Raw genomic sequence first — 25,332 nt, forward strand, 5'->3', positions numbered from 1 at the left:
ACGAGTTTGTTATGAAGATTGTCGTATTAGATGGCTATACACTGAATCCGGGCGATTTGTCCTGGGAAGGACTGGAAAAACTGGGCGATCTGACCGTTTATGACCGGACAGCCGCCAGCGAAATTCTGGAACGCACTCAAGACGCCGAAATCGTTTTTACGAACAAGACACCAATTGGCGAAGACATACTACACCAGTTGCCCAAGCTGGAATTTGTTGGTGTGCTGGCCACTGGCTACAACGTAGTAAATACCGACGTAGCAAAACAGAACGATGTGATTGTCAGTAACGTACCAGGCTATGGCACGGCGTCGGTCGTGCAGTTTACGTTTGCGCTCCTGCTCGAATTGGTTCAACGGGTTCAGCACCACAGTGATTCGGTGATGGACGGGCAATGGACACGCTCTCCCGATTTCTGCTACTGGAATTACCCGCTGATCGAACTGGCGGGTAAAACAATGGGCATCATCGGTTTCGGCAGTATCGGCGAAAACGTAGCCGACGTAGCAACGGCGTTCGGAATGAACGTTATTGGCTCGAAACGGAACCGTACCGATCAGTCGCATCGCAAAAACTTCCGCTGGGCCGACGTACCCGAACTGCTGGAACAATCGGACGTAGTGAGTATTCACGCGCCGTTAATGCCCGAAACACAGGGTCTTATCAATAAAGAAAATCTGGCTCGTATGAAGCCGTCGGCGTTCCTGCTCAATACAGCGCGGGGGCCTATTGTTGTCGATCAGGATTTAGCCGACGCGCTCAACAATGGAGTTATTGCCGGAGCTGCTATCGACGTATTGTCCGTTGAACCGCCAGCTCCAGATAACCCGCTTTTTTCAGCCAAAAACTGCCTGATTACCCCACACATTGCGTGGGCCACCAAAGAAGCACGTAGCCGATTGATGGATATTGCCGTGGCGAATCTGGCGGCTTTTCTAGATGGCCATCCAATCAACGTAGTGAATCAATAAGCTGTATTTCAAGAGTTTTCTGCTGAAATCGCTCTCCGCCAGACGAATAAATCCTATGTTGTGCTAATACTAGTTCGTACCAATGTTGAAAAAACTGTTGGTGCGAATTAGTATTGTTATTTATCTTTGTTGCTAAGATATTTAGTTGATAAGATAAAGATGGATCAGCATGTATTAACAAGGGTAAGAAAATTAAGTCAATTATATGCCTACACCTCTATTCAAATGCACGAGGCTGTTGCCCGAAAGGCAGGGCTTTCAGGAACAGACCACAAATACTTGGGCTTCCTAATCGAGAAAGGGCAAATGACTGCCGGTGAACTGGCCAGTTTAACAGGACTGACGACCGGAGCAGTTACGGGTTTAATTGATCGCTTTGAAAAGAAAAAGCTGGTGAAACGGGTATATGCCGAAGACGATAGACGGAAGGTGATTATTGAGCCGGACACGTCGGCGATAATGGACCTTTTAGAACCACTTTATAAAGCATTCAGGAGCCAGTCGGCAGAACTCTTGGCGTCATTTTCAGATGAGGAAATCAAAACTATTGAAGTCTATTTTTTGAAAGCAATCGCCATTATGAACGATTCGACCAATGAACTAAACAACAAATAACAGCACTAGAACAAACCAACGTCATGAGCACATACGTACTTGATTTTCAGGAAGTCGGCAAAACAAAACTCGGACTCGTTGGCGGAAAAGGCGCGAATCTGGGCGAACTTACCCGAGTTAATGGTATCCACGTACCAGACGGCTTTTGTATTTCTACGGAAGCGTTTAAACGAGTCGTTGGAAACGTAGCATTGGTCAATGAATTACTCGATACGTTGTCAACGCTACAGGTGCAGGATCGAACTAAAATCACCGAGCTTAGTGCTCGGATTCGCAACGCTATTGAGGCTACAGCCATTCCCGACTATATCAGGGCAGAAGTGATACGTCATATCGTCAGTCTTGGCGAAAAGGATGCTTATGCAGTACGTTCCAGCGCAACCGCCGAGGATTTACCAACAGCATCTTTTGCTGGTCAGCAGGATACGTATCTAAACGTCATTGGGATAGAGGCAATCATAACGCATATTCGTAAGTGTTGGGCATCGCTGTTTACCGAGCGGGCAATCGTTTATCGACTGCAAAATGGTTTCGATCATCGGAGCGTTCATCTGGCGGTGGTGGTGCAGAAGATGGTTTTTCCGCAGGCCGCAGGTATTCTATTTACCGCCGATCCGGTTACGTCTGACCGGAACGTAGTATCCATCGATGCCAGTTTCGGGCTGGGCGAGGCTATGGTTTCCGGTCTGGTAAATCCCGATGTATATAAAGTGCGCAACGAGGCAATTATTGACCGGAAAATAGCAGCTAAAAAACTGGCTGTTTATGCACTAGAAACTGGTGGTACGAACGAACAGGAGATTGAGCCGGAGCAGCAGAACCAGCCAGCCTTGACCGATGCGCAAATTCTAGCGCTCTCGCAAACGGGCCGGGAAATAGAAGCCCATTTTGGTTCTCCTCAGGACATTGAGTGGTGCGTGGCTGACGAACGGATTTATATTGTGCAGAGCCGCCCTATCACTACGTTGTTCCCGATTCCGGAAGCAAATGATTCCGAAAATCATGTGTATGTATCGGTTGGCCATCAGCAAATGATGACCGACCCTATGAAACCGTTGGGTTTGGCGTTTTGGCTGCTAATTGCGCCACCAACCATGCGTACCGCCGGTGGCCGGTTGTTTGTCGATGTTACCGCTATGCTGGAATCAGCTGCCAGTCGACAGCAGGTGATGGCTACGCTCGGCAAATCTGATCCACTCATAAAAGATGCGCTCACAACCGTCGTGGAGCGGGGCGATTTTCTTAAATCGTTTCCAGAAGATACAGAAAATCCAGCGTCCGGTAAAGGTAGTCATGTTCTGCCAACGGCAGATAAAACCAATCCGGCCGACCTTCCGCCGACAATCGTTTCTGATTTGATTCAGAAAAGTGAACGGGCGTTAGAAGCGACAAAACAGGCAATCCGGTCGAAATCAGGAACGGAATTGCTCGATTTTATTCTGGACGATATTCAGCAGTTAAAGAAGATTTTGTTTGATCCGAAGAGTCTTCAATTGATAATGATAGCAATTGATGCTTCGGCGTGGATCAACGAAAAAATGATGGAATGGCTGGGCGAAAAAAACGCGGCAGATACACTTGCTCAATCGGTGCCCGACAATATCACCTCAGAAATGGGGCTGGCGTTACTGGATGTTGCCGATGTGATACGTCCTTTCCCGGAGGTGATTACGTACCTGCAACACATACAAAGCGATACCTTTTTAGATGATCTGGTAAAAGTCGACGGTGGGCCGGAAGCTCGAAAGGCAATCGACGATTTCCTGACTAAATACGGTATGCGCTGCGTTGGCGAGATCGATATTACGAGAACGCGCTGGGCTGAAAAACCGACTACGCTTATTCCCCTGATTCTGAGTAATGTTCGGAACGCGGAGCCGGGGGCCAGCAAACGCAAATTTGAGCAGGGCCGACAGGAAGCGTTGGCGAAAGAACAGGACTTATTGGTGCGATTGAAACAATTACCGGATGGTGAACAAAAAACGAAGGAAACCGCCCAGAAAATCGCGTTAATTCGGAACTTCGCCGGGTATCGTGAATATCCCAAATACGACAAAATCAGTCGGTACTACGTGTATAAACAGGCGTTACTGAAAGAGGCCGAGCGGCTGGTGAAAAACGGTGTTATTCCTGAAAAAGAGGCTATTTACTACCTCACGTTCAATGAGCTTCGCGACGTAGTGCGTACCCATCAACTGGATTACGATCTCATCCGTCAACGAAAAGATGCGTACAAGTTCTATGAAAAACTGACGCCCCCGCGTGTGATTACCTCCGATGGTGAAATCATTACGGGTACCTACAAGCGCGACAATATCCCAGCCGAAGCCATTGTTGGTCTGGCTGTTTCATCGGGCATTATCGAAGGACGGGCGCGGGTTATTCTGAACATGGAGGAAGCGAATCTTGAAGAAGGAGACATATTGGTCACCGCCTTTACCGACCCTAGCTGGACCCCCTTGTTTGTATCGATAAAAGGGCTGGTCACTGAAGTCGGCGGACTCATGACGCACGGTGCCGTTATTGCGCGTGAATATGGCTTGCCCGCTGTTGTCGGCGTAGAGAATGCGACCAAACTAATCAAAGACGGGCAACGAATTCGGGTGAATGGGACTGACGGATGGATAGAAGTAATAGATTAGATTCGGTTCGAAATTTTGACCAGTTTATCCCAAAAGCACGCTACGTATGGCAATCGAATCGATGACCGATTTTATACAATTCAGGCAGGAATTGCACCGATTCCCGGAACGGTCGGGGCAGGAATTCCAGACCAGAGAACGTATCAAAAACGTTGTTCGCCAATTCAATCCGATACGTATTGACGACATAGCAGAAACGGGATTGTTGCTGCAATACGGCGATGACGTAGCAGGCCCCGTTACGTTGCTACGTGCGGATATGGATGCGTTGCCAATTCTGGAAACCAATACGTTTGCTTACAAATCGGCAAATCCCGGTGTTTCGCATAAATGCGGGCACGACGGACATACTACTATTCTGGTACGTCTGGCGTCGCTGCTGGCACAGAAATCAGACTTGAAAGGACGTGTTTATCTGCTTTTTCAACCCGCTGAAGAAACCGGACAAGGAGCACAAGCCGTACTGAATGATCCTGTTTTCGCAACGCTACGTCCCAACCAAGCTTTTGCGCTACACAACCTGCCCGGCTTTCCGAAAGGGGCTATTATATGTAAAGCGGGGTCGTTTACAGCCTCTGTACAAAGTCTGATCGTTACGTTCCGGGGTAAAACATCACATGCTGCCGAACCCGAAAACGGCATTAATCCAGCTTATGCGATGGCTGAATTTCTGCTACGTAGCCAACAGTTTGAACTACCGGATACCAAGTCAGAAAAGTTTGTCCTGATTACGCCGGTGCATTCGGTATTAGGGCAGAAAGATTACGGTACGTCGGCGGGCTACGGCGAAGTTCACTTAACACTACGTACCTGGACGGCTCAGCGTATGGATGCATTGGTAAACGATCTAATGGCTTTGTTATCAGATATTTGTCAACAAAGCAATATTGAAACTGAAACGGCTTTTACGGAAGTATTTTATGCCAACGAAAACCACCCAGAAGCGGTAGCTCAAATTCAACAGGCTACGTCCAAACTTGGCTACGATTATATAGAAACACAGGCACCATTTAAATTTGGCGAAGACTTCGGTCTTTTTACTCAGAAATTCCCCGGTGCCATGTTCGGTATCGGAGCTGGCGAAAACACCCCGGCTTTACACAATGACGATTACGATTTCGACGATACGTTGATTGAACCAGCCGCCCAATTCTTCCTTGAACTGCTCGCGATTTGCCATTTGTGATACGTAGTAATCAGCCATCTTTATCATAATTACCATTCCGTTTGCTTATCCCTCATTCCGATTTTTGATAGCCAACGACGCTTACTCTGCTTCTACCTTTACGGCATATCAAACACAGAAATGAAGACTATAGACTGACTAATGCATACAGGTTTTGTACCTGCCATTTCACATTATTCATTCTACATGTTTCATTACCTATTAGCCGATGGTAACAACAGATATTTGCATTATTGGCGCGGGCCCGGTGGGTCTGTTTGCCGTTTTTGAAGCGGGTTTATTGAAAATGCGCTGTCACCTGATCGATGCACTTCCGCAGGTTGGCGGGCAGCTTTCTGAAATCTATCCGCAGAAACCGATTTATGATATTCCCGGCTATCCGGCTGTAAATGCGCAGACGCTGGTCGATAATCTGATGACGCAAATCGCGCCATTCAATCCGGGTTTTACGCTCGGCGAACGCGTCGAACAGCTTGACCGTCAGTCAGATGGTTCTTACGTAGTAACCACTAATGACGGTACGTCGGTGCATTGCCAGGTGGTGGTGATTGCTGGTGGATTGGGTTGTTTTGAACCGCGTAAACCGGAAATCGAAAATCTCGAACGGTTCGAAGGAAAAGGCGTAGCGTATATGGTGAAAAACCCCGAACAGTTGCGCAACCGTCGGGTGGTGCTGGCGGGTGGTGGCGATTCGGCCCTCGACTGGACACTTTTTCTGGCCGATGTAGCGAAAGAAGTCACACTCGTACACCGTAGTGATACGTTCCGGGGAGCGCCCGACTCGGCCGAAAAAGTGTTTCACTTAGCCAGTCAGGGACGTATCAATCTGGTTTTGCAGTCGAACATCACCAGTATTCACGGAAACGGCCATTTGCAGACGGTGAGTATTACGGCAAAAGACAAAACCGTAAGCACTTTAGAGGCCGATAATCTGATTCCACTTTTCGGCCTGACGCCCAAACTTGGACCCATTGCCGACTGGGGACTCACCATCGACAAAGCGGCCATTGCTGTTAATACGTTCGATTATTCTACGAACGTAGCGCGTATTTACGCCATCGGCGATATCAATACGTATCCGGGCAAGTTAAAGCTGATTCTCTGCGGTTTTCACGAAGCCGCCCTGATGTGTCAAAGTGCCTTCCGCTACGTATTCCCCGATCAGAAACTAAGCTTCAAATACACCACCGTTAACGGCATCCCCACATTCTAAATTAGTAAGGCCCCGACAGGCTCCGGCTGTCGTTTGTAGCTACATGACTAGCCGCTAGCGCGACTCCGACAGCCGGAGCCTGTCGGGGCCGATCTCTTATAAAACTATGATTCATTTCACGATTGAAGACCGCGACGGTACGCAGCAACCGATAGAAATTCCGGAAGGTATCAACCTGAGCCTAATGGAAGTGCTGAAAGCCTCAGACTATGATATTCTGGCAACCTGTGGCGGCATGGCCCTTTGTGCTACGTGCCATGTACAGGTTCGTAACGGATTCGATGCGCTTCCATCGGCGCAGGATATTGAACTGGATATGCTTGATACGTTGCCCGATGCTGAATCCGACAGTCGGCTGGCTTGCCAGATTCGGGTTGATGATACGTTGGAAGGGGCCGTATTCCGTATCAAATCAGAATCAAGTGTACTTAGTTGATTGGAAAGTTTTCTGCATTAAAAAAGCATGAATTAACTGTTACAATCAGGTTTTGAATGGTATATATGTGGTAGCGTTCAAGCATTGTTAGGCCATGTCTGCCCTGTTTTGATAATCTTATACTACCCATACGCGATGAAGAGTATTACCACTACCATTCTGTTGTTACTTGTTTCTCTGAGTTACGCGCAAAATATCTCTACAATTGTTGGCATTGGCAATCTCGATGGTAACCCGGCCTTAAATGTGAGTATTAACGCCACAGGTTGCACGGTGGATGCGGCCGGCAATATTCTTATTGCGGATGGTAAGCATGATCGAATTCGTAAAGTGACGCCAACTGGTGTTATTACCACCATTGCAGGGCTAGGTTTTTCGATAGGAAACTACACGCAGGCGCCGGGCTATACAGGCGACGGAGGCCCCGCCCTGAACGCTCACCTCGAAAGTCCCAAAAAAGTAATTACAGATCCATCGGGAAATATTTACGTTGCTCAAAGCAATTGCGTTCGAAAGATTGCGGTAAACGGTATCATTACAACCGTTGCCGGAAATTGTAATACCAGCGGATACAGTGGTGATGGTGGGCTTGCTACGTCTGCCCTGATAGGCGTATTTGATTTTAAGATGGATAACGGCGGGAACATGTATTTGTGCGATAAGTTTTCTCACCGGATTCGTAAAATTGATGCAGCTACTCAGGTCATTACAACAATTGCTGGTGTACCCGGAGGAGGGTTTTATGGCGGATACAGTGGCGATGATGGGCCTGCTACATCTGCCCAATTTGCCCAACCAGAGGCTGTAGCGGTTGACAACGACGGGAATGTCTACATTGCCGATAATGGTAACCATCGAATCAGAAAAGTAGCCAAATCTACTGGTATTGTCACAACAGTTGCCAGTTATAATGTCAGCAATGAAGCGAGCCCTTTTTCACCTAATTCGTTAGCATTTGATCGTTCTGGAAACCTTTTATTTGGGGACTTTGGAAAAATTATACGAATAAACGCAAACGGAACGCTTACGAAAATTGCAGGTATGGGTGGTAATAGTTACGGAGGTGACGGTGTTCCTGCGTTAAATGCCTACTTTTCATCTATAAGTGATTTATTCGTTGATGCAAATAACAATATCCTTATCGCTGATGGAGGCTATGTAGCTAGTGGATTCGACAATTATATCCGCCGAATCACACCTGACAATATCATCAGAACGGTGGTCGGCAATGGTACACGATTCTATGGGGGCGATGGTTATGCCGCATCAGTAGCCCAGCTTTTCGAACCAACTGGCGTAGCCGTAGACAGAAACAACAATATTTTAATTGCCGATTGGCGCAATTATACGGTTCGAAAAGTTAGTCCATCGGGCATAATCACAACTATTGCCGGTATAAAACCGTCTAATGCAAATTCTAATGGAAGCTTCGGCGGTGACAATGGCCCGGCCACACAAGCGCAGTTCGCTAATCCAAGAGCTTTGGCCGTCGACAATTCAAATGCTATCTATTTGGTCGACAATCATAGGATTAGAAAAATAGATACGGATGGAATTATAAGGACAATAGCTGGTACAGATACGTTTCCGTTTTCGGGCGGTTATGCTGGTGATGGTGGGCCAGCCATCAGCGCACGCATTAATACCCCATTGTCGGTAGCTGTTGACGCAGCAGGTTCGGTATACATTGCTGATGCAGCCAATCATCGGGTTCGTAAAATAACGCCCGATGGTATTATCAATACCGTAGCCGGTAATGGCACATCTGGCTTTACTGGCGATGGAGGTCCTGCCACAGCCGCCCGAATAAAGTACCCCACAGGAGTTGCTGTTGATGCTAGTGGTAACATTTATATAGCCTGTGAATACCGTTTAAGGAAAGTCAATCAGGCAACGGGCATCATTACAACGATAGCGGGTACTGGTGAAGATGGAATTGGAACGTATGGCGATGGCGGACCTGCTACGTCGGCCCAAATATCGCCTTATAGTTGTGCCGTCGACAATCAGGGTAACGTTTACATTGTTGGTGGAAGTAACGTAGTGTATGCGCAAATGGACGATAACCTTGTCCGAAAAATAAGCCCGAATGGTATTATCACAACCGTTGCCGGCACTGGCTATTCAGGCTATCAGGGTGATGGTGGACCTGCTACATCTGCGAAGCTAGGTTCTCCTATATCAGTAGCTATTGATGCGGATGGTAACCTGCTGATCGCTGAAAGATCGAATTGTCGAATTCGAAAAGTTACATACGGGACTATAAATACCTATACATTCACCGGAAACGGCAACTGGAACGTATCATCAAACTGGCTGAATAGCACTATGCCGCCCCAATTTTTACCGAGTGGAAAACGAATTATTATAGCGCCAGCAACGAACGGCGAATGTATTCTGAACGTACCACAGACCATTTCGGCTGGTGGATTTATTAGTGTGAATGGTAAACTTAAAATGGCTAATAATCTGCTTTTTAGTCAATAGAGAATAGCTTGGTTATTGTTCCTGAGCTTTTATCGTTTAGTATTCCGAATACCCGTAGTTGAAGGCCGATGTGGACTTGCTACGGGTATTTTAGTTATCATAGGCTTTATTAAGTTTGATTGCCGTTACTATAACTATGATACCAATAATTAGAATTTTATTCTGTTAATCTGGTAGATTATAAAATAATCCGCTTATTTCATGAAGTATGCTACGTATTATCAGCTTACTTTACACTACATGAAAAAACTCACTACGTATCTTCTTCTTGCCAGTTTGTTTGTGCTGCAAAGCTTTTTTGCCCAAGCACAAAATTTAGCCTTCGAAGCCATTAAAAGCTATCCATTTCCGAACGAGCTAACAGCTTCGGCGCAGGGTTCGCGTATTGCCTGGGCACTGAATGAACAGGGAAAACGGAATGTATACGTAGCAGAAGGCCCCGATTTTGCGCCCCGAAAACTGACCGATTATACTGACGACGATGGTCAGGAAATTACAAGCCTGTCGGTTTCAGCCGATGGCAAATGGGTTGTTTATGTGCGCGGGGGCGACCACGGCTCCAACTGGGACGATGAACTGCCGGTGAACACAATGGGAACGCCAGTTCCGCCGAAAGTACAAATCTGGAGCGTACCGTTTGGCGGTGGTGAACCGAAAGCTATAGCCGAAGGCGATGCACCTGTCATCTCGCCCAAAGGTGACCGTATTGCATTTGTTAAAGCCGGACAGGTCTGGATTTCACCAGTAGATGGTTCCGCAGCAGCGAAAATTCTATTTCATGCGCGGGGAACAAACAGTTCCATCAACTGGTCGCCCGATGGGTCGAAGCTGGCGTTTGTCTGCGACCGGAAAGATCACGCATTCATTGGCGTATTTACCGATGAAAAGACGCCTGTTACGTGGCTAACTCCTTCATTCTCGAAAGATGATTCGCCCCGCTGGTCGCCCGACGGAACGAAGATTACATTTGTCCGTATGCCGGGTGCGGGTGGTGCTCTAGATTCCTTGTTAGCTCGGAAGCATCGTCCGTGGGCCATCTGGGCGGTCGACGTAGCGTCGGGGACAGCGTCGCAACTCTGGCAGACTCCAAAAACTCTGGCTGGTTCGTTACCAACTACGCATGGTGGAACAAACCTGCATTGGGCCGCGCATGAACGTATCGTCTTTCTCTCGTATCAAGATGGCTGGCCGCATCTATATTCGATTCCTGCAACGGGTGGAACTCCCATTTTGCTCACGCCGGGTAATTTTATGGCCGAACACATTACGTTAAGTTCCGATCGAAACTGGCTCGTTTTCAGTGGTAATACAGGCCCTGATAAATTCGACATCGACCGCCGACACGTAGTACGTGTACCTGTCGACAAAGCGGCTATGGAAGTTGTAACACCGGGTGCGGGGCTGGAATGGATGCCTATTGTAACGGGCGACGGTGCTACGCTGGCTATGATCAGTGCTACGTCGCAACGGCCACCGCTTCCGGCCGTTATGTCATTTGGGAAAGGTATGCCGAAAGTGATTGGTCAGAATCTGATTCCAGCCAATTTTCCGCAGAGTCAACTGGTTACGCCCAAACAGGTGACCTTTAAATCACCCGATGGAAAAACCGTTCACGGACAACTTTTTGAACCTGCGGGCAACTCGTCCAAAAAACCAGCCCTGATTTATATACATGGTGGTCCACCCCGGCAGATGCTATTGGGTTGGCATTATTCTGACTATTACGCCAACGCTTATGCTACGAATCAGTATTTGGCAAGCCTTGGTTTTACGGTGTTGTCGGTCAATTATCGGTTAGGTATTGGCTATGGGTATGAGTTTCATCAACCCGCTAATGGTGGAGCGTCGGGCGCGTCTGAATATCAGGATGTACGAGCGGCTGCGGTTTGGCTGTCCGGGCAACCGCAGGTCGATGCCGCTAAAATCGGTATTTACGGTGGTTCGTATGGCGGTTATCTGACGGCGCTTGCACTGGCCCGAGACTCCAAATTATTTGCGGCTGGCGTCGATATTCACGGCGTTCATGACTGGAGCGCTCAACGGTCGGGAATGAGTTTGAGCCAATCGGAGCGGGCCGAAAAAATACCAGATTTAGCGAAAGCAGTGAACGTAGTATATGAATCGTCGCCCATTTCGTCGATCAAAAACTGGACATCGCCCGTTCTCGTGATTCATGGCGACGATGACCGCAATGTTCAGTTCAGTCAAAGCACTGATCTTGTTCAGCGGTTGGAAAAGCAAGGTGTTCCGATAGAAACGATGGTTATTGTTGATGATACGCACCACTGGATGAAGCACACGAACTCGCTGAAACTCGGCAAAGCAACCGGCGATTTTTTCAGGCGTAAACTCATGTCGCCCCGGCAATAGTTCGGTCAGTAAGCCAACGTAAAGGGCGCAACGTATCAATACGTTGCGCCCTTTACGTTGGTCAGAAATCTATTATTTCTTCTCCAGCAATTGCTTTACCAACTGCTTAAGCTCATCAACTTCGGACTGTAGTTTTTTGTCGTTTTGTTGAAGCTGCTGATTCGTTTTCTCAAGCTGAATGCTATAGAGCGTCAACTCCTCGATTTTAGCCAGCAACGTAGCATCGGTCTTGTGTAGATCATTGCCTTTAGCAACCATCTCTTTGGCCGAAGGCACGCCGGGCAAATGCTTATTGGCTTTTACGTAGCGTTCTACTTCCGATAAGTCTTTCAACTGATACGTATCGCCAAAGACGTAATCACTCCAGTCGGAGGTGTTCTTCACGGCCACTTTCACTTTTTCGGTCAGAATTCCTTCTTCTACAAACAATTTGTAACCCGACGGAGTGCGCGCTACGTTGTTGCCGATGATTACGGCGTCATTCTGGGTACTTTGCAGAAACGAACCTTTGCGCTGCCACAGGGTTTCGCCTACGCCTTCACGAGCCGCTCCGTTGGTACTGGCCATCACTACGTCACCCTGCTCATTGACACTCAGGAATTTATATTGGTTGAGCATAGTGGCTGGCGAGGAGTTATTTAGATTGGTAAAGCGCAACCCCGATTGATTGGCAACCCCCTTGGTAATCTCCAGTTTATTGTTGGGAGCGGTATTGCCAATACCGACATTAACGCTGTTGTTGCCCAGAATCATGGCATTGGAAACGGTGACGGAGGCATTGAATCCAATGGCCGTTGAATTGGTGAGGTTACCACTGCCGGGGGGATTGGTAGCAGCCACGCCAATAAAGGTATTCTGAGAGCCTCCTGTATTGTTGTATCCCGCGTAGCGACCGATGGCTGTATTTTCGGTGCCGGTGGTACTGTTGTAGAAAGCTCCATCACCGATGGCCACATTCCCGTTTCCAGTTGTATTGCCATTACCAGCGCCGTTCCCCATAAACAGGTTATAGGAGCCATTGCTGTTAGTTCCTGCCTGTTGACCTATAAACAGGTTGCTTCCGCCTGTGGTGTTGTTATAACCGGCCTGATTACCAATAAATACGTTAGCGGCTGCGGTAGTGTTGTTATAGCCAGCCTGATAGCCCATAAACACATTATTACCACCGATTGTATTTCTGTAGCCTGCCCGATAGCCAGAAAAGGTATTGTTGGCTCCCGTAGTATTATAATAGCCAGTATTATAACCAAAAAAAGCATTACCACCTCCAGTCGTGTTGGTATAACCCGCCGAACGGCCAATAAACGAATTTTCTGATCCCGATGTGTTATTATAAGCCGTGTTATATCCAATATACACATTGGAGCCACCTGTGGAATTGCTATAGCCTGAATATCCTCCTAAAAAAGTATTATTGAGACCCGTCGTATTATTTAAACCGGCATAAGCGCCAAAAACAGAGTTTCCGAAGCCAGTTGTATTATTTGTTCCGGCGTTATAACCCAAAAAAGAGTTCTCGCCACCAGTCGTATTATCATAACCAGCCCGTTGTCCGACAAATACGTTTGAGCTTCCGGACGTATTTGTGTATCCAGATTTACTGCCGATAAAGGTGTTGCCAGAAGCTGCATTTGAGTAGCCCGCACTGTCGCCAATCATTACGTTATATAACTGTGTGGTAGCCATATATAAAGCTCTGGCGCCTATGGCAACATTTATTCGGCCAGTTGTTAAGTTATTACCGGCCTGATGACCATATAGTGAATTACTGTGTCCTGATGTCAGATCATAACCGGCAAAGTAACCCGTAACGGTATTGTTAGCTGCAGTAGTTCCAGCACCAGAGAAGCCACCGATGGCAATATTGGAAATCCCGGTTGTAAGTTGGCTACCAGCTCCATACCCTAGCCCTGTATTGTAACGGCCCAAAGTGTTATTTGACCCTGATGTATAACCAACAAATGTATTCCCATCGGATCTTGTATTCTGGCCAGCATTACGTCCGACAAATACACTAAACCACGTGCTGGCATTGGCACCACTACCGGCTCCAATGCCAACAATTACATTTGAGTTGCCAGGGTTAGCTGCCGCTGGGGCAGTGGCGACATAGTTATCCTGTCCGTAAACGACATTCAATGCCAATGTCCCGATAATGAGTGAACTATAAAAATTTTTCATGGCCTGTTTCCTTAGTTGTGTGGGCATGAAGTTAGATTCGGAGGCTATACTGATAGTAAATTTTTGAGCAAACGGTAAATGCAGGTTAGATATCGGTAGCGATTTGATAAACAGGATATTAAAGACTACCTGCCTATTTGCTTGAAAAACGATCGCAGTGTGGAGGGTATTTATTAGGTCACTATATTGTTCATACACATCTGTTCACTTCTATAGTAAGTCGTAACGATGTTTTAAAAAATGATTAGATTTGTGTTAATAATATAGCACTGACGGAGACTTGTATCATAAGGATTACACGTTTTCTTAACCTAAACATCACCGCCTGACTTCATACTAAGTCAGGCTTTTTTCGTCTATAACTTCTGGATTTGAGACATTACATGGTTATAGTCAGAAAGAGAAACCGAATTAACTAAATGTAAAAAGCTCCTCGTCTTCAGAAACGAGGAGCTTTTTACATTTAGTTAATTCGGTTTCTTAAAACGCAGGAACAAACAAAACCGCATCCGCTACAACAGGGCCGTCGGGTTGTTTGGCAACGATTTCGACCGATGCGGTTTTTCCTTTTGATAATTCATATTCACCCAATGAAACCCATTCGCCGGAGGTTTGGCCTACCACTACCATGTCGGCTGGTTTGATCGGGATGGTTTTGCTGGTCTTTCCGTTCGAAACGGTAATGCCTAGTTCGGTGGCACTTTTAGCCAGACGTGGCAAGTAGCTGTAAATTTGATATTTACCCGCTTTGACAATCTCAGGCGTAAACTTCACCGAACCACCAGCCGATTCTTCATTGACGAGATACGACGGGCCATAACCACCTTTGCTTTTAGTTTCCAGCCGCCATGAACCTGTAGTTGCTACGTTGGCTTTGTTGTCGTTATCGATCAGAATTTCGGCCGTACTACCATCCCCCAATGGGTCGGTTCTGAGCTTCTGCTGGAGTTTTACAACGTCAATTTTCTGAACGCTGGTTTTTCCATCGATAGCCATGGCAGCCGCCAGCGCCGTCGATTGGCCCAGCACCATAAATACGGGCTCCATCCGAATCGAACCGTAGGCGATGTGTGAGGCCGACATACAAACCGGAACCAGCAGATTCTGACATTCACTCTCCTTCGGAATTAGTGCACGATAGGCAATAGGGTAGGGCCCCAAACCGCCAATCTCCACGTTACCTTCGTTTTTGGCTATTTTCTTACCATCTTTTTCGATGACAATGCGCTGAATATTATGCGAATCCATTTGATAAGCGGCCATACCAACGCCATCGGTCACTACTTCTTTAGCTTGACAATTAGCCTGCGTCATAACGTAACTACCCACCAACCGACGGGCCTCGCGAACGTAAAGTTGGGGCGACCAGTTGCCGTTATCGGTGTATTCGTCCTTTGGATAACCCCACTTCAGCATCGACTGCCGAAGCTCTTCCGGTACCCGCGAATCGTGGCCGAAGAAATAGAGCAGACTTTTGGTATACAGCTCATGTTCGCGGATAATTTGCGCCCGTTTTTCGTAACTACCGTCGGCATAGTCGTGATTCATCCCAATCATATCGGTCGAGAAACCGTTCCGGTTGTTGATGTCGGTTTTTTTGTTGGGCATGCCGCTCCAGATGAAATAATCGCTTAGTGTTTTTTTATTAGGCTGGGCCGCAATTAACCGAGCCAGCAGTTCAAACTTCGTCGAATCGTAACCCGCCGGGCGCGTAATGGGCACCTGATTGGCCGGGTCAGACGAGAGGCAGATGCGATAATTATAGGCCTGCACTTTTTTATCGCCCGTTCCGTTGGGTTCGAGTTTGGCTGGACTGACGCCCCAAACCAGTCCCGATTCAGGATTGCCGGGCGTTTTGTACGGATCGATACCATCAGGAAGCTGGTGTCCGTGCATGAGCTGAACGCCACTGTACGTTTCGTTGTATTTCGAGTTGTCTTCGCGCCCAACCGTATACGATACGCCCGCTTTCGCCATCAAATCACCTTCATACGTAGCATCGATAAACATCTTTGCCCGAACGCTACGTTTCGCCGATGGATTGTCGGAATTTTCGAGAACGATTTCCTGAATTTGGCCGCCGTTTTTCTTCACGCTTGCCAACCGGTGCGAATACACTACGTTCACCTGACCGCGTTTGACGTATTCGTTGAATAAATTTTCCGCTACGTGTGGTTCGAAAATCCATTGCTCGAACTTGCCGTAGTGCTTGCCGATACGTCGGTAATAATCGCGGGCGATGCCAGTAATGGCGTATTTGTTGCCAATGTCGGTCAGGCCAAGACCGCCCGATGTCATACCGCCCAGATGTTTGCCGGGCTCGATCAGCAAAACGGTTTTACCAGCTTTTCGGGCTGTGTATGCCGCTATAACGCCCCCCGACGTGCCGCCATAAACGCAGATATCGACCTGCTGCTGGGCAATGGCTGAATAGGTTAAAAGAAAAGTAAGACAGATGATTGATACGTATCGCATGAGTTAGATGTGATCTTGTTAATAATACTGTTTTTGTTTCGTCGTGGGGTTTACCTTATTTCGCTTGTAAGGCGGCTAACTGATTCGCTTCAAAATTGGGGTCGCTTGTGCTCATGCCCTTGGTATGAACCAAAATGGCCTTTTGCTGGAGCAACGATTTCTGCAAGTCAGGGACCGATAAAGTATGTACCGATTGCTTTTGCTGAACACAAAGGGCGGCTGCTGCTCCGGCGGCCTGTCCGAGAGCCATCCAGCAAGGTTCCATACGTAGCGTCGAGAAACCGATGTGCGTAGCTGAGGCCGGAACCGGAGCCAGTAGGTTTTCGAGGGGTGAATCGGGGACGAGCACGCGAAACGGTACGGTGTAAACAGCCGACGGATAGCTGATGAATCCATCCAAATGAATACGTCCCGGCTCCCGCTTCCGAACGGCGTGCGAATCGAGCGCGTAGTGGCTGGCGGTGATGCTGTCGGCGTGAAGCGGTGGGCGTCCGCCGGGTTTTACGGGCTGAGCGTCCTGCGCTTTGAAAATGTATTTTCCCTTCATCCGGCGACCTTCGCGAACGTATAGCTGACGAGGAAAATGGCCGTTGTCGGTATATTCGTCTTTGGCCCAGCCCCATTCTGAACATTCTTTGCGGAACCAATCGGGCAGTTCGGAGTCGTTTTGGGCGAAGTAAAACAAGCCTTCGGTATACTCCCGAAGCCGTTGTGCGAAGCGGTCGCGCCATTCCCAGCTTGAGGTTGGATATGGCCAGTTCTCTTCGGGTAAATCGGTCGAAATAAAGGCGTGGTGCTGGTTGTTGCCGTCATTCTTGCCGTTGGGCAGCTTCACCATGTTGGTCAGCCACGCAATGCCTTTGGGCATACCGGGAACATCAGGACGGACACCAGCTTTGGTGTTACGTTCGAATTCGGCCTTCTGCGCATCGGTTAACTTCGACATCGCCACGCCGGTGTAATGACCGGTCTTGACGTCGTTGATCAATGATACGTATTCTTCCCGATTATAATTAGCTGGTTTCTGAATTTTAACCCGAATCTTCGGATCGCTGGTTACGCAAAGGCGGTAGTTGTACGATTGCACGGCATTGTCGCCCGCGAATGTCGAACCCGGCCCTTCTGGCCCCGCCCAATATTTGTAAACCCGACCCGCACCGACTTCGCCGTATTCCGATTTTCCTTCCCGACCCAGAAAAAACGGAACCCCCGCAGCCGCAATCAGGTCACCTTCATACGTAGCGTCGATGAAGAAACGGCCCTGATACGTTTCTGGCTGTTTCGTAGTCCGGTTGAGTACCCTTATACCCTGAATCCGGTTATTTTGAATGGTCAGGTTTTCAGCTTCAAAATCAAACTGCCGCATCGTCATGACGGTAACGTTCGGGCTTTCTTTTAGGAAATCATTGAAGATTTGGGCTGCTACTGATGGCTCGAAATGATATCCATCCGAACAATCTTTCGCCTGTTGCGAATCGGCTCCGTATTTCGCTACGTAGTGCGCTTTGATACGGTTTACAAACTCGATGAACAGACCGCCCGTAGCGCCACGGGTAGCAATATCCGTAGCTCCGAGACCATTGGCGGGTAAGCCGCCGATGTGGGCAGTACGTTCCAGAAGCAACGATTTTTTACCCATTCGCGACGCTGACACGGCGGCCATTATGCCACCGGGCGTACCACCAACAATAATCAAATCATATTCATTGTCGGCCAGAGTGATTGGCATACTGGCGTGTAATTCAGAAAGACCAGTCGTAATAGCCAGACCACTCAGGCCCGAAACTTTCAAAAAATGACGGCGGGTTGTAGGCATAAGGATTAAGGAGAATATAGATTGATAGAACGCAGATTTTTATGATCGTATGATCTGTCTAAACCATAACAATCATAAAAATCTGCGTTCCATAAGAAGCTTAATAACCAGGGTTTTGGGTGAGTGCTTTGTTGGTTACGGTTTCGATGAATGGTATTGGCCACAGATAATCCCGATCAGCTTTGAAAATCCGAACCTCCACCACGCGCATGTCGGCTCTGTTCGGTACTGCGCTATAATCAGGTGTTCCGTTGGCGTCGATGACCGGAGCGGTGGCCAGTAAACCTTTCGGAATACGACCCAGAAAATTGCCTGCCAATAGCTTGTCGGCCAGTTTCCAGCGACGAATATCCATTAAACGAAAGCCCTCGTTCGTCAATTCATACTTGCGTTCTTTTCGAATAATTGAGCGCATTTCAGCCTGCGTTTTGCCGGTTTTGATGGCGGGCATATTCACCGTTGGCCGCTGACGTACCGCATTAATTGCGTCATAAACCGACTGGTCGATCTGGTTAGCTTCGATTTTGGCTTCGGCGTAGATCAGCAGCACCTCAGCGTAGCGAATCAGACTGATGTTCAATTCCGAGTTGTTACGGTCGAGTGCGTCGGTCAGGTCGGTGTATTTCCGCCAGCAATAGCCGGTATACGTAGCAAAGGCGTGAATGGCATCCTGATTATCGACACGGGCACCGGTAGCGTAGTTGATCGTTTTAACGCTGTCTTTGTGGGTTTCGAACTTAAAATTGAAGTAGTTGGAGCCCGGTACGGCCACCGTGAAATCGAGACGAGGATCGCGATTTTTGAACGGATCTTTCGGATTATACAAAGGTGACTTGTCAATCGTTAACCCATCCGTACATTCATAGGCATCGATCAGCACCTGACCGGGTACTTTGTTAGAAGCTCCCTGCGCATTGCGCGACAGAAAATTTTGTGGTGTGCTGTGTACAACCGTGCTGGTTTTCAGATACTGAAGTGCGAAAATGATCTCGCTGGATGTCTGACCTGCATACGAAAACAGTTGACCGTAATTGGTATGCAACTTATGGTAATTCAGGTCCATCACAGCTTTGGCGGCAGTGGCGGCATCGGCCCATTTTTCGTTATATAGCGCAGTCCGTGCTTTGGTCGCCAAAGCGGCCCCTCTCGTAGCCCGGCCTACGTTTATACTCGAATAGCTAACGGGTAAATCCTTGGCGGCTGCATCCAGTTCGCTCATAATGAACGTAACACATTCCGCTTTGGTACTTTTCGGCATTTGAGACTCCTCCAGACCAATGGTTTTAGTAACCAGCGGCACACCGCCGAATAATTCGATCAGGTAATGATACGTATACGCGCGTACAAAGCGGGTTTCGGCGCGGTAACGAGCCTGCAACGTAGCGTCCATCTTGCCATCGAGCTTGCCCATGTTATCGAGAATGAAGTTACAGCGGCCAATAATCCGATAGGAGTTATCCCAGACCGATTTAGAGAAACCGTTATTGCTGTCGTGGCTACCTTTCCCTATTTGTTGTAGAGCACTGTTGTTCCGATCCCAGCCGAGGTCAGTGCCATCATCAAGTAATAGCTGCGTTGGCATGCCGTCGCTGGGATGGAAATTCATCCCTTTGTAGGTGCCATTGACGGCCAGTTCCAGCTCGCTGGCATTGGCAAAGTAAGACTGATCGGCGGGGCCTTCCAGCGGGTATCGTTCGAGGTAATCTTCGCAGGACGTAGTACTTAGCGTCAACGCAACTGCCAGAAACCAGTAGTGTATTTTTTTCATCTGTGAAGTCTTTAGAAATTTAATAAATGCCGCTGGTGCTTAGAAATTGACGTCGATACCAAAGCTGTACATTTTAACCTGTGGATAGCTACGTCCTGTACCAACTGGCGATTCTACGTCGTAACCATCCCAGAATTTGTCGAACGTGAGGATGTTCTGACCATTGGCAAATACGCGAACATTGTTGATACCGATCCGTTGCGTCAACGACGTAGGAATGTTGTAGCCAAACTGAATATTTTTCAGGCGGAGATAAGCTGCGTTACGTAGCCAGAAACTGGAAATCTTTTCATTATTGGCTTCGCTAAAGGCCAGTCGTGGGAACGTAGCGTTTGGGGTTTCGGGCGTCCAGTGATCTTTGTGCTGTTCCTGAACGGTGCCACCCAGAAAGAACGGCATAATGCCCTGCTCATACAGCATACCATCGGCTTTGCCTACGCCCTGCAAAATAACGTTCAGGCTGAAACCTTTGTAGTAAGCATTCAACGTAGCACCATAGGTGAATCGAGGAATCGTGTTGCCTAATACGATGTTATCGTTAGCGTTGATGATACCGTCTCCGTTCTGGTCTTTGTATTTAATGTCGCCGGGTTTGATAACGCCGAATTGCTGCGCGTGAGAGGACACTTCGTCTACGGTCTGAAATAATCCTTCCGCCTGCAATCCATAGATCGACTGGATTGGATAGCCTTCGCGGTTTGCCAGCGTTGATACGCCATTCACACCCCGCAAATCGACCACTTTGTTTTTTACGTCCGAAATGTTGAAGCCAACATCGTAGCGGAAATCCCGGATGGCCCCTTTATAGGTAAGACCAAGTTCCCAGCCTTTATTTTCAACAACTCCGGCATTTTGATACGGCTTTCCTAGCCCAATAATGGCTGGAATGTCAAGATCAAGCAGAATGTCCCGCGTCTGTTTATAGTAATAGTCGGCCGTAAGCGATAGGTGTGAAAACAACATAGCATCAATACCGATGTCTGTCATTTCGGTGGTTTCCCAGGATATAGCGGAGTTAGCTAACGTATTAAGAGCCACTACGTTAACAATCTGTTTGCCAAGAGCGTAAGGGCCAAACTGGAGCGATGACATAAACGGATAATTCCCGCCAGGAATATTCTGATTACCCAACTGACCCCACGACGCTCTGAATTTTAACTCATTGATTGTTCCCGAAAGAGGCTGCATGAACGATTCCTGCGAGACACGCCAACCCGCCGAAACCGATGGGAAAAATCCATATTTGTGTCCTTTCGAAAACCGCGACGAACCATCGTACCGGGCGTTGGCTTCGAAGAGATATTTCTGTTTATAATCGTAGTTGATACGTCCGAATGCCGACTGGAGCGCCCACTCAGAAGCACCGCCCGACGACCGCTGAAGGTCTGACGCTCCTGCGTTCAACACCTGATAATCGGGTAGCAGAAACCCTTCCCGGTAACCCGTTACGTTGTCGTTACGAAAATCCTCGCGCGAGAAACCGCCCAAAATTTTCAGACCGTGATCGCCATATACTTTGTCGTAGGTCAACGTTGCCCGGAGCGTATTGTACATCGAGCGGTTGGTGGTTTCGGTCAGGCTGCTACGTGCCGGAGCCAAAAAACTCAACGTACCATCGGGTTTATAAGCCTGTACTGATTTGTTGAAATTTTTGTCGATAGAGAGGGCGTATTTTGGGGAATAAGCGACTTCGGCAGTTAAGCTCTCAATGGGCTTATAGACCAGAGCCGCGTTAAGCATTACGTATGGGCTGTTGTTTTTCCGGGTTCCACCATCACGCGACATGGCAATGGGGTTATCGCCATTCCAGCCGTCGCCCCAGGTGCCGTTCGAATTAATGCCAATCTGATTGGCAGGAATCCGGTTCATCCAGTGAAACACATCTTCCGAACCCCGCCCCGGTTCGAGCGTGGTAGCGGCTACAATTTGTAAATCGGCGCGGGCGCTGAACTTTTTCGAAATCTGAATATCGGTGTTGTTACGGAGTGTATACCGCCGAAAGCTTGAGTTTTCAATGATTCCCTTCTGGTCGAGATAACCGGCTGAAGTTAGAAAACGAATTTTTTCGCTACCGCCGTTGATGCTGAAAAAGTGGCTTTGCTGCAAACCGGAGCCGGTCAGTACTTCACGTTGCCAGTCGGTGTCAGGATATAAATCGCGGTTGGCGGCACCTTCTGTCCGGTATTTATTTATTAAATCGTTGGAATACAAGGGCGCACGACCAACGTTCACATACGCTTCGTTGGTTAATAGCATATGGTCGATGGCGTTTGCCATTTTAGGCATATTGGTAGGTGTTTGCCAGCCGATGTAGTTGCTATAACTCATCGAAATCCGATTCGCCTTCGCCCGTTTGGTGGTCACCAGAATAACGCCATTGGCCGCCCGTGAACCATAAATTGATGCAGAAGCCGCATCTTTCAGCACCGTAATCGACTCAATGAGGTTCGGGTCGATGCTGTTCATGGAGCCTTCTATATTGTCGATAAGCACCAGCGGATCAGAGTTTCCCAGCGTACCAACGCCCCGAATCCGGATAGAGCCCGCATCGCCACCGGGCCGGCCCGACCGCTGCGTTACAGTAACGCCGGGCATCATACCCTGCAACGCCGACGATGTTTGTCCAACTGGCCGACGGGTGATTTCTTCGCTGGAAATGCTGGAGACAGCACCCGTTACGTTCACTTTCTTCTGCGTACCATAACCCACAACGACTACTTCCGACAGCGATTTTGTATCATTTTCGAGCTTAATGCCAATTGTAGTACGATTGCCAACGGTTGTTTCCTGTGGCAGATAGCCCACGAAACTAAAAACCAGTACGGCCTGCTCGTTAGGTACGTTCAACTGGTAAAACCCTTTGCTGTCGGTGGTGGTGCCGCGCGTTGTGCCTTTAACCACAACACTTACACCCGGCAAACCTGCACCCGATTCGTCGATGACCGTGCCGCTAATTCCAATATCTGCTACGTCGGGCTGACGATTGGTGGCTGACTCTGCTACGTGCAAAACCGTTTGTACGTCAGGCGTAACGGGAGCCGGAAATGATTCGGTCGCTTCCGTTTTATTGGCTGATACGTCTGCTTTTTCGCGGGGTGCTTCGGTAATGACATAAGTATCTTTCCGAATTTTTCGAACACGCAGACCTGTGTTTCTGAGAAGATAACTCAGGTTTTTCTCCAGCGATGTATTCAGATTCAGCGCATCGGCAGAGACATTTTTACCAGCCATAATCCGGTCTTCAAAAACAATTTCGACCCGGTAATGGCGCTGTAAATCAAGCAATACGTTTTTAAGCTGAGTCTGTGTGTTTCGATTTGCCTGACGCTGCACAACCTGCGCTGATGCAAACGTCTGACCAAAGCTGACAAGCGGAAATCCTGTCAGTGAAGCTGTCACCAAACCTAAATGGAGTAGGGTTTTCTTCATGTTTAAGAAAGAGAGGGGAGTAATCAGTTGTCTTTTAAAATGGGAGTTGTTCCGGTCGAATCGACGCGGAGTGTGAACGTAGCCGTCAGTAAATCAAGAAGTTCGTTGGCTGTTCTGGCGTGGAAATTGCCAGAAATGGTCCGTTGAGCGAGCGAATCGTCGGCAACTTCTACTTTCTGGCCGAAATGCTCTCTGATCAGGTAGCAGGCTTCCCACAACGACGTATCGCGGAACTGAAAAAGGTGACCTTTGTCGGCGTCAACGGCTTTTACGGGAGCCAGCGGACGTAAATGAATATTGCCCTGTTTGGTCAGCATCACCATTTCGCCGGGCTTCATTACGAGTTGCTGTTTTTTTGTATCGGTTTTGTAATCGACCCGAATTTTCCCCCGGTCCAGTACTACGTTAGTGCCTTGGTTACGTGCGTAAACCGTAAATTCGGTACCTAATACCTCAATCTGAAACTGGTCGGAGGTTTTAACCACAAATCGCTGATTATTTTGCTTGTGGGTTACGGAGAAACGTGCCTCACCAGTCAGAGAAACCTGCCGAATATCATCGGCAAAACCGAAACGTGGCACCTGAATCGATGAACTGGGTTTTAACGTAACGTCGGTACCATCTTCGAGTCGGAGGCTTTGTGTCTGGCCAGCTACTGTCTGATACGTTTGATACAGGATTTTACTACGTAGTGGACTGAGGGCTACGCCAAGAATGAGCAAAACAGTGGCCGCCACCAGATACGGACGCAAGCCCCAGAACCGAAACGGCGATTTTACAACGGGTTCTTCGCGGATTTCTGGCACTTCGACCTGATCCAGACGTTGCGATAATTTAGCAAAAGCCGCTTCCTGATCGGGCTGGAACTGAATTGCTCCCATTTCCCATTCTAGGAGCCAGGCATGGAAGGTTTCGGTATTAGCCGGATTTTTCAGCCATTCTTCCACCATTTGCCGTTCGAGCGGGTTTGCCTGACCAGCCAGATAAGCAAACAGGTTTTGTTTCGATAACGAATGAGTCATATTCGTAGAATTTATACGGGAGACTTCGAAAGCCGTTTTTTCCCTTAATGCATTAAGAAAAAAGATTGAAAAGAAGCAGCAGTAACGCCCATTCTTCACGCAGCGTCTGACGCAGGTGTTTCAGTGCTCGGGAAATGTGTACTTCCACCGTACGGGGCGAAATCTGCAATTCAACGGCTATCTCGTCGTATTTTTTATTCTCGAATCGACTCAGTAAAAACACCCGTCGACATTGGGCAGGGAGCTGTCCAATCGCTTCATTAACAGCCAGAAAGAGGTTGTTGAAGTGTACTTCCGAATCGGGCTGCGGCTGATTACCTGCCAGATGGTTCTCGGTGGTCGATTCGATGGAGTCGGTTTTGCCGAATTCTTTGCGCAGGTGCGTATATGCTTCGTTGCGAACGGCCGTGAACAGGTAACTGATGTAAGACGAATGAACTTTCCGGTAAGCCTCGGAGCGATAGAACTGATAAAATACCTCACTCACCAGATCTTCGGCTAATTGCCGGGAATATACAAACCGAACGGCATGACTGCACAAGGGCGTGTAATACTGCCGGAACAGCAACTCAAAACCTTTGCGGGGGTCCTGCTCAAAGGTTTTTCGTAGAAAAAGTTCTGAATCGTATACCGTCGACATTGGCTTTGGCTCGTTTACGGATGGCGAGGGCCAGGGGTCGGGCGTGGCATTGGGTGACAAAACTGTAAAAGTGGCCATTGA

The 25,332-nt window shown here is 48.2% G+C and carries 15 protein-coding genes; 8 read left to right on the top strand and 7 right to left on the bottom strand.

The genetic code is table 11. From position 1 onward, the window contains the following. The first annotated feature begins 11 nt into the window (after window positions 1–11). The 8 genes from ACYVD4_RS23905 to ACYVD4_RS23940 all read left to right on the top strand — a co-directional run bounded on the left by ACYVD4_RS23905 (window position 12) and on the right by ACYVD4_RS23940 (window position 11,920). Window positions 12–971 carry a D-2-hydroxyacid dehydrogenase gene (locus tag ACYVD4_RS23905; protein WP_460950026.1) on the top strand — a complete coding sequence of 320 codons (960 nt, stop codon included), beginning with the start codon at window positions 12–14 and terminating at the stop codon, window positions 969–971. A gap of 159 nt (window positions 972–1,130) precedes the next feature. Continuing rightward, window positions 1,131–1,586 carry a MarR family winged helix-turn-helix transcriptional regulator gene (locus ACYVD4_RS23910; RefSeq protein ID WP_460950027.1) on the top strand — a complete coding sequence of 152 codons (456 nt, stop codon included), beginning with the start codon at window positions 1,131–1,133 and terminating at the stop codon, window positions 1,584–1,586. A 23-nt stretch (window positions 1,587–1,609) separates the two neighbouring features. Next, window positions 1,610–4,228, top strand: coding sequence for a phosphoenolpyruvate synthase (ppsA, locus tag ACYVD4_RS23915; protein WP_460950028.1), 2,619 nt, complete (start codon window positions 1,610–1,612; stop codon window positions 4,226–4,228). Window positions 4,229–4,274: 46 nt separating this feature from the next. Next, window positions 4,275–5,414 (top strand): amidohydrolase, encoded by a 1,140-nt coding sequence (locus tag ACYVD4_RS23920; RefSeq protein WP_460950030.1) that lies wholly within the window; start codon window positions 4,275–4,277, stop codon window positions 5,412–5,414. 208 nt (window positions 5,415–5,622) lie between these two features. Continuing rightward, window positions 5,623–6,627 carry an NAD(P)/FAD-dependent oxidoreductase gene (locus ACYVD4_RS23925; protein WP_460950032.1) on the top strand — a complete coding sequence of 335 codons (1,005 nt, stop codon included), beginning with the start codon at window positions 5,623–5,625 and terminating at the stop codon, window positions 6,625–6,627. 106 nt (window positions 6,628–6,733) lie between these two features. Further along, window positions 6,734–7,063, top strand: coding sequence for a 2Fe-2S iron-sulfur cluster-binding protein (locus tag ACYVD4_RS23930; protein WP_460950034.1), 330 nt, complete (start codon window positions 6,734–6,736; stop codon window positions 7,061–7,063). A gap of 135 nt (window positions 7,064–7,198) precedes the next feature. Further along, window positions 7,199–9,550 carry an NHL repeat-containing protein gene (locus ACYVD4_RS23935; RefSeq protein WP_460950035.1) on the top strand — a complete coding sequence of 784 codons (2,352 nt, stop codon included), beginning with the start codon at window positions 7,199–7,201 and terminating at the stop codon, window positions 9,548–9,550. A 240-nt stretch (window positions 9,551–9,790) separates the two neighbouring features. Further along, entirely contained in the window at window positions 9,791–11,920 is a 2,130-nt protein-coding gene (locus ACYVD4_RS23940) for a S9 family peptidase (protein WP_460950086.1), read from the top strand. Between the two features lie 72 nt (window positions 11,921–11,992). On the opposite strand, the gene ACYVD4_RS23945 is transcribed toward ACYVD4_RS23940, so the two are convergent. The 7 genes from ACYVD4_RS23945 to ACYVD4_RS23975 all read right to left on the bottom strand — a co-directional run bounded on the left by ACYVD4_RS23945 (window position 11,993) and on the right by ACYVD4_RS23975 (window position 25,329). Continuing rightward, a complete protein-coding gene (locus ACYVD4_RS23945) occupies window positions 11,993–14,101 on the bottom strand; it encodes a beta strand repeat-containing protein (RefSeq protein ID WP_460950037.1) in 2,109 nt (702 codons plus the stop codon). 480 nt (window positions 14,102–14,581) lie between these two features. After that, window positions 14,582–16,576 (bottom strand): FAD-dependent oxidoreductase, encoded by a 1,995-nt coding sequence (locus ACYVD4_RS23950; protein WP_460950039.1) that lies wholly within the window; start codon window positions 16,574–16,576, stop codon window positions 14,582–14,584. 55 nt (window positions 16,577–16,631) lie between these two features. Beyond that, complete coding sequence (locus ACYVD4_RS23955; protein WP_460950040.1) at window positions 16,632–18,392, bottom strand: FAD-dependent oxidoreductase; 1,761 nt, start codon at window positions 18,390–18,392, stop codon at window positions 16,632–16,634. A 100-nt stretch (window positions 18,393–18,492) separates the two neighbouring features. Next, complete coding sequence (locus ACYVD4_RS23960; protein ID WP_460950042.1) at window positions 18,493–20,160, bottom strand: RagB/SusD family nutrient uptake outer membrane protein; 1,668 nt, start codon at window positions 20,158–20,160, stop codon at window positions 18,493–18,495. A 39-nt stretch (window positions 20,161–20,199) separates the two neighbouring features. After that, window positions 20,200–23,589 (bottom strand): SusC/RagA family TonB-linked outer membrane protein, encoded by a 3,390-nt coding sequence (locus ACYVD4_RS23965; RefSeq protein ID WP_460950044.1) that lies wholly within the window; start codon window positions 23,587–23,589, stop codon window positions 20,200–20,202. A gap of 23 nt (window positions 23,590–23,612) precedes the next feature. Further along, window positions 23,613–24,611 (bottom strand): FecR domain-containing protein, encoded by a 999-nt coding sequence (locus tag ACYVD4_RS23970; protein ID WP_460950045.1) that lies wholly within the window; start codon window positions 24,609–24,611, stop codon window positions 23,613–23,615. A 52-nt stretch (window positions 24,612–24,663) separates the two neighbouring features. Continuing rightward, on the bottom strand, window positions 24,664–25,329 hold the full coding sequence (locus ACYVD4_RS23975; RefSeq protein ID WP_460950047.1) for an RNA polymerase sigma-70 factor: 666 nt from the start codon (window positions 25,327–25,329) through the stop codon (window positions 24,664–24,666). Window positions 25,330–25,332 lie beyond the last annotated feature (3 nt).

Source organism: Spirosoma daeguense (genome assembly GCF_054776875.1).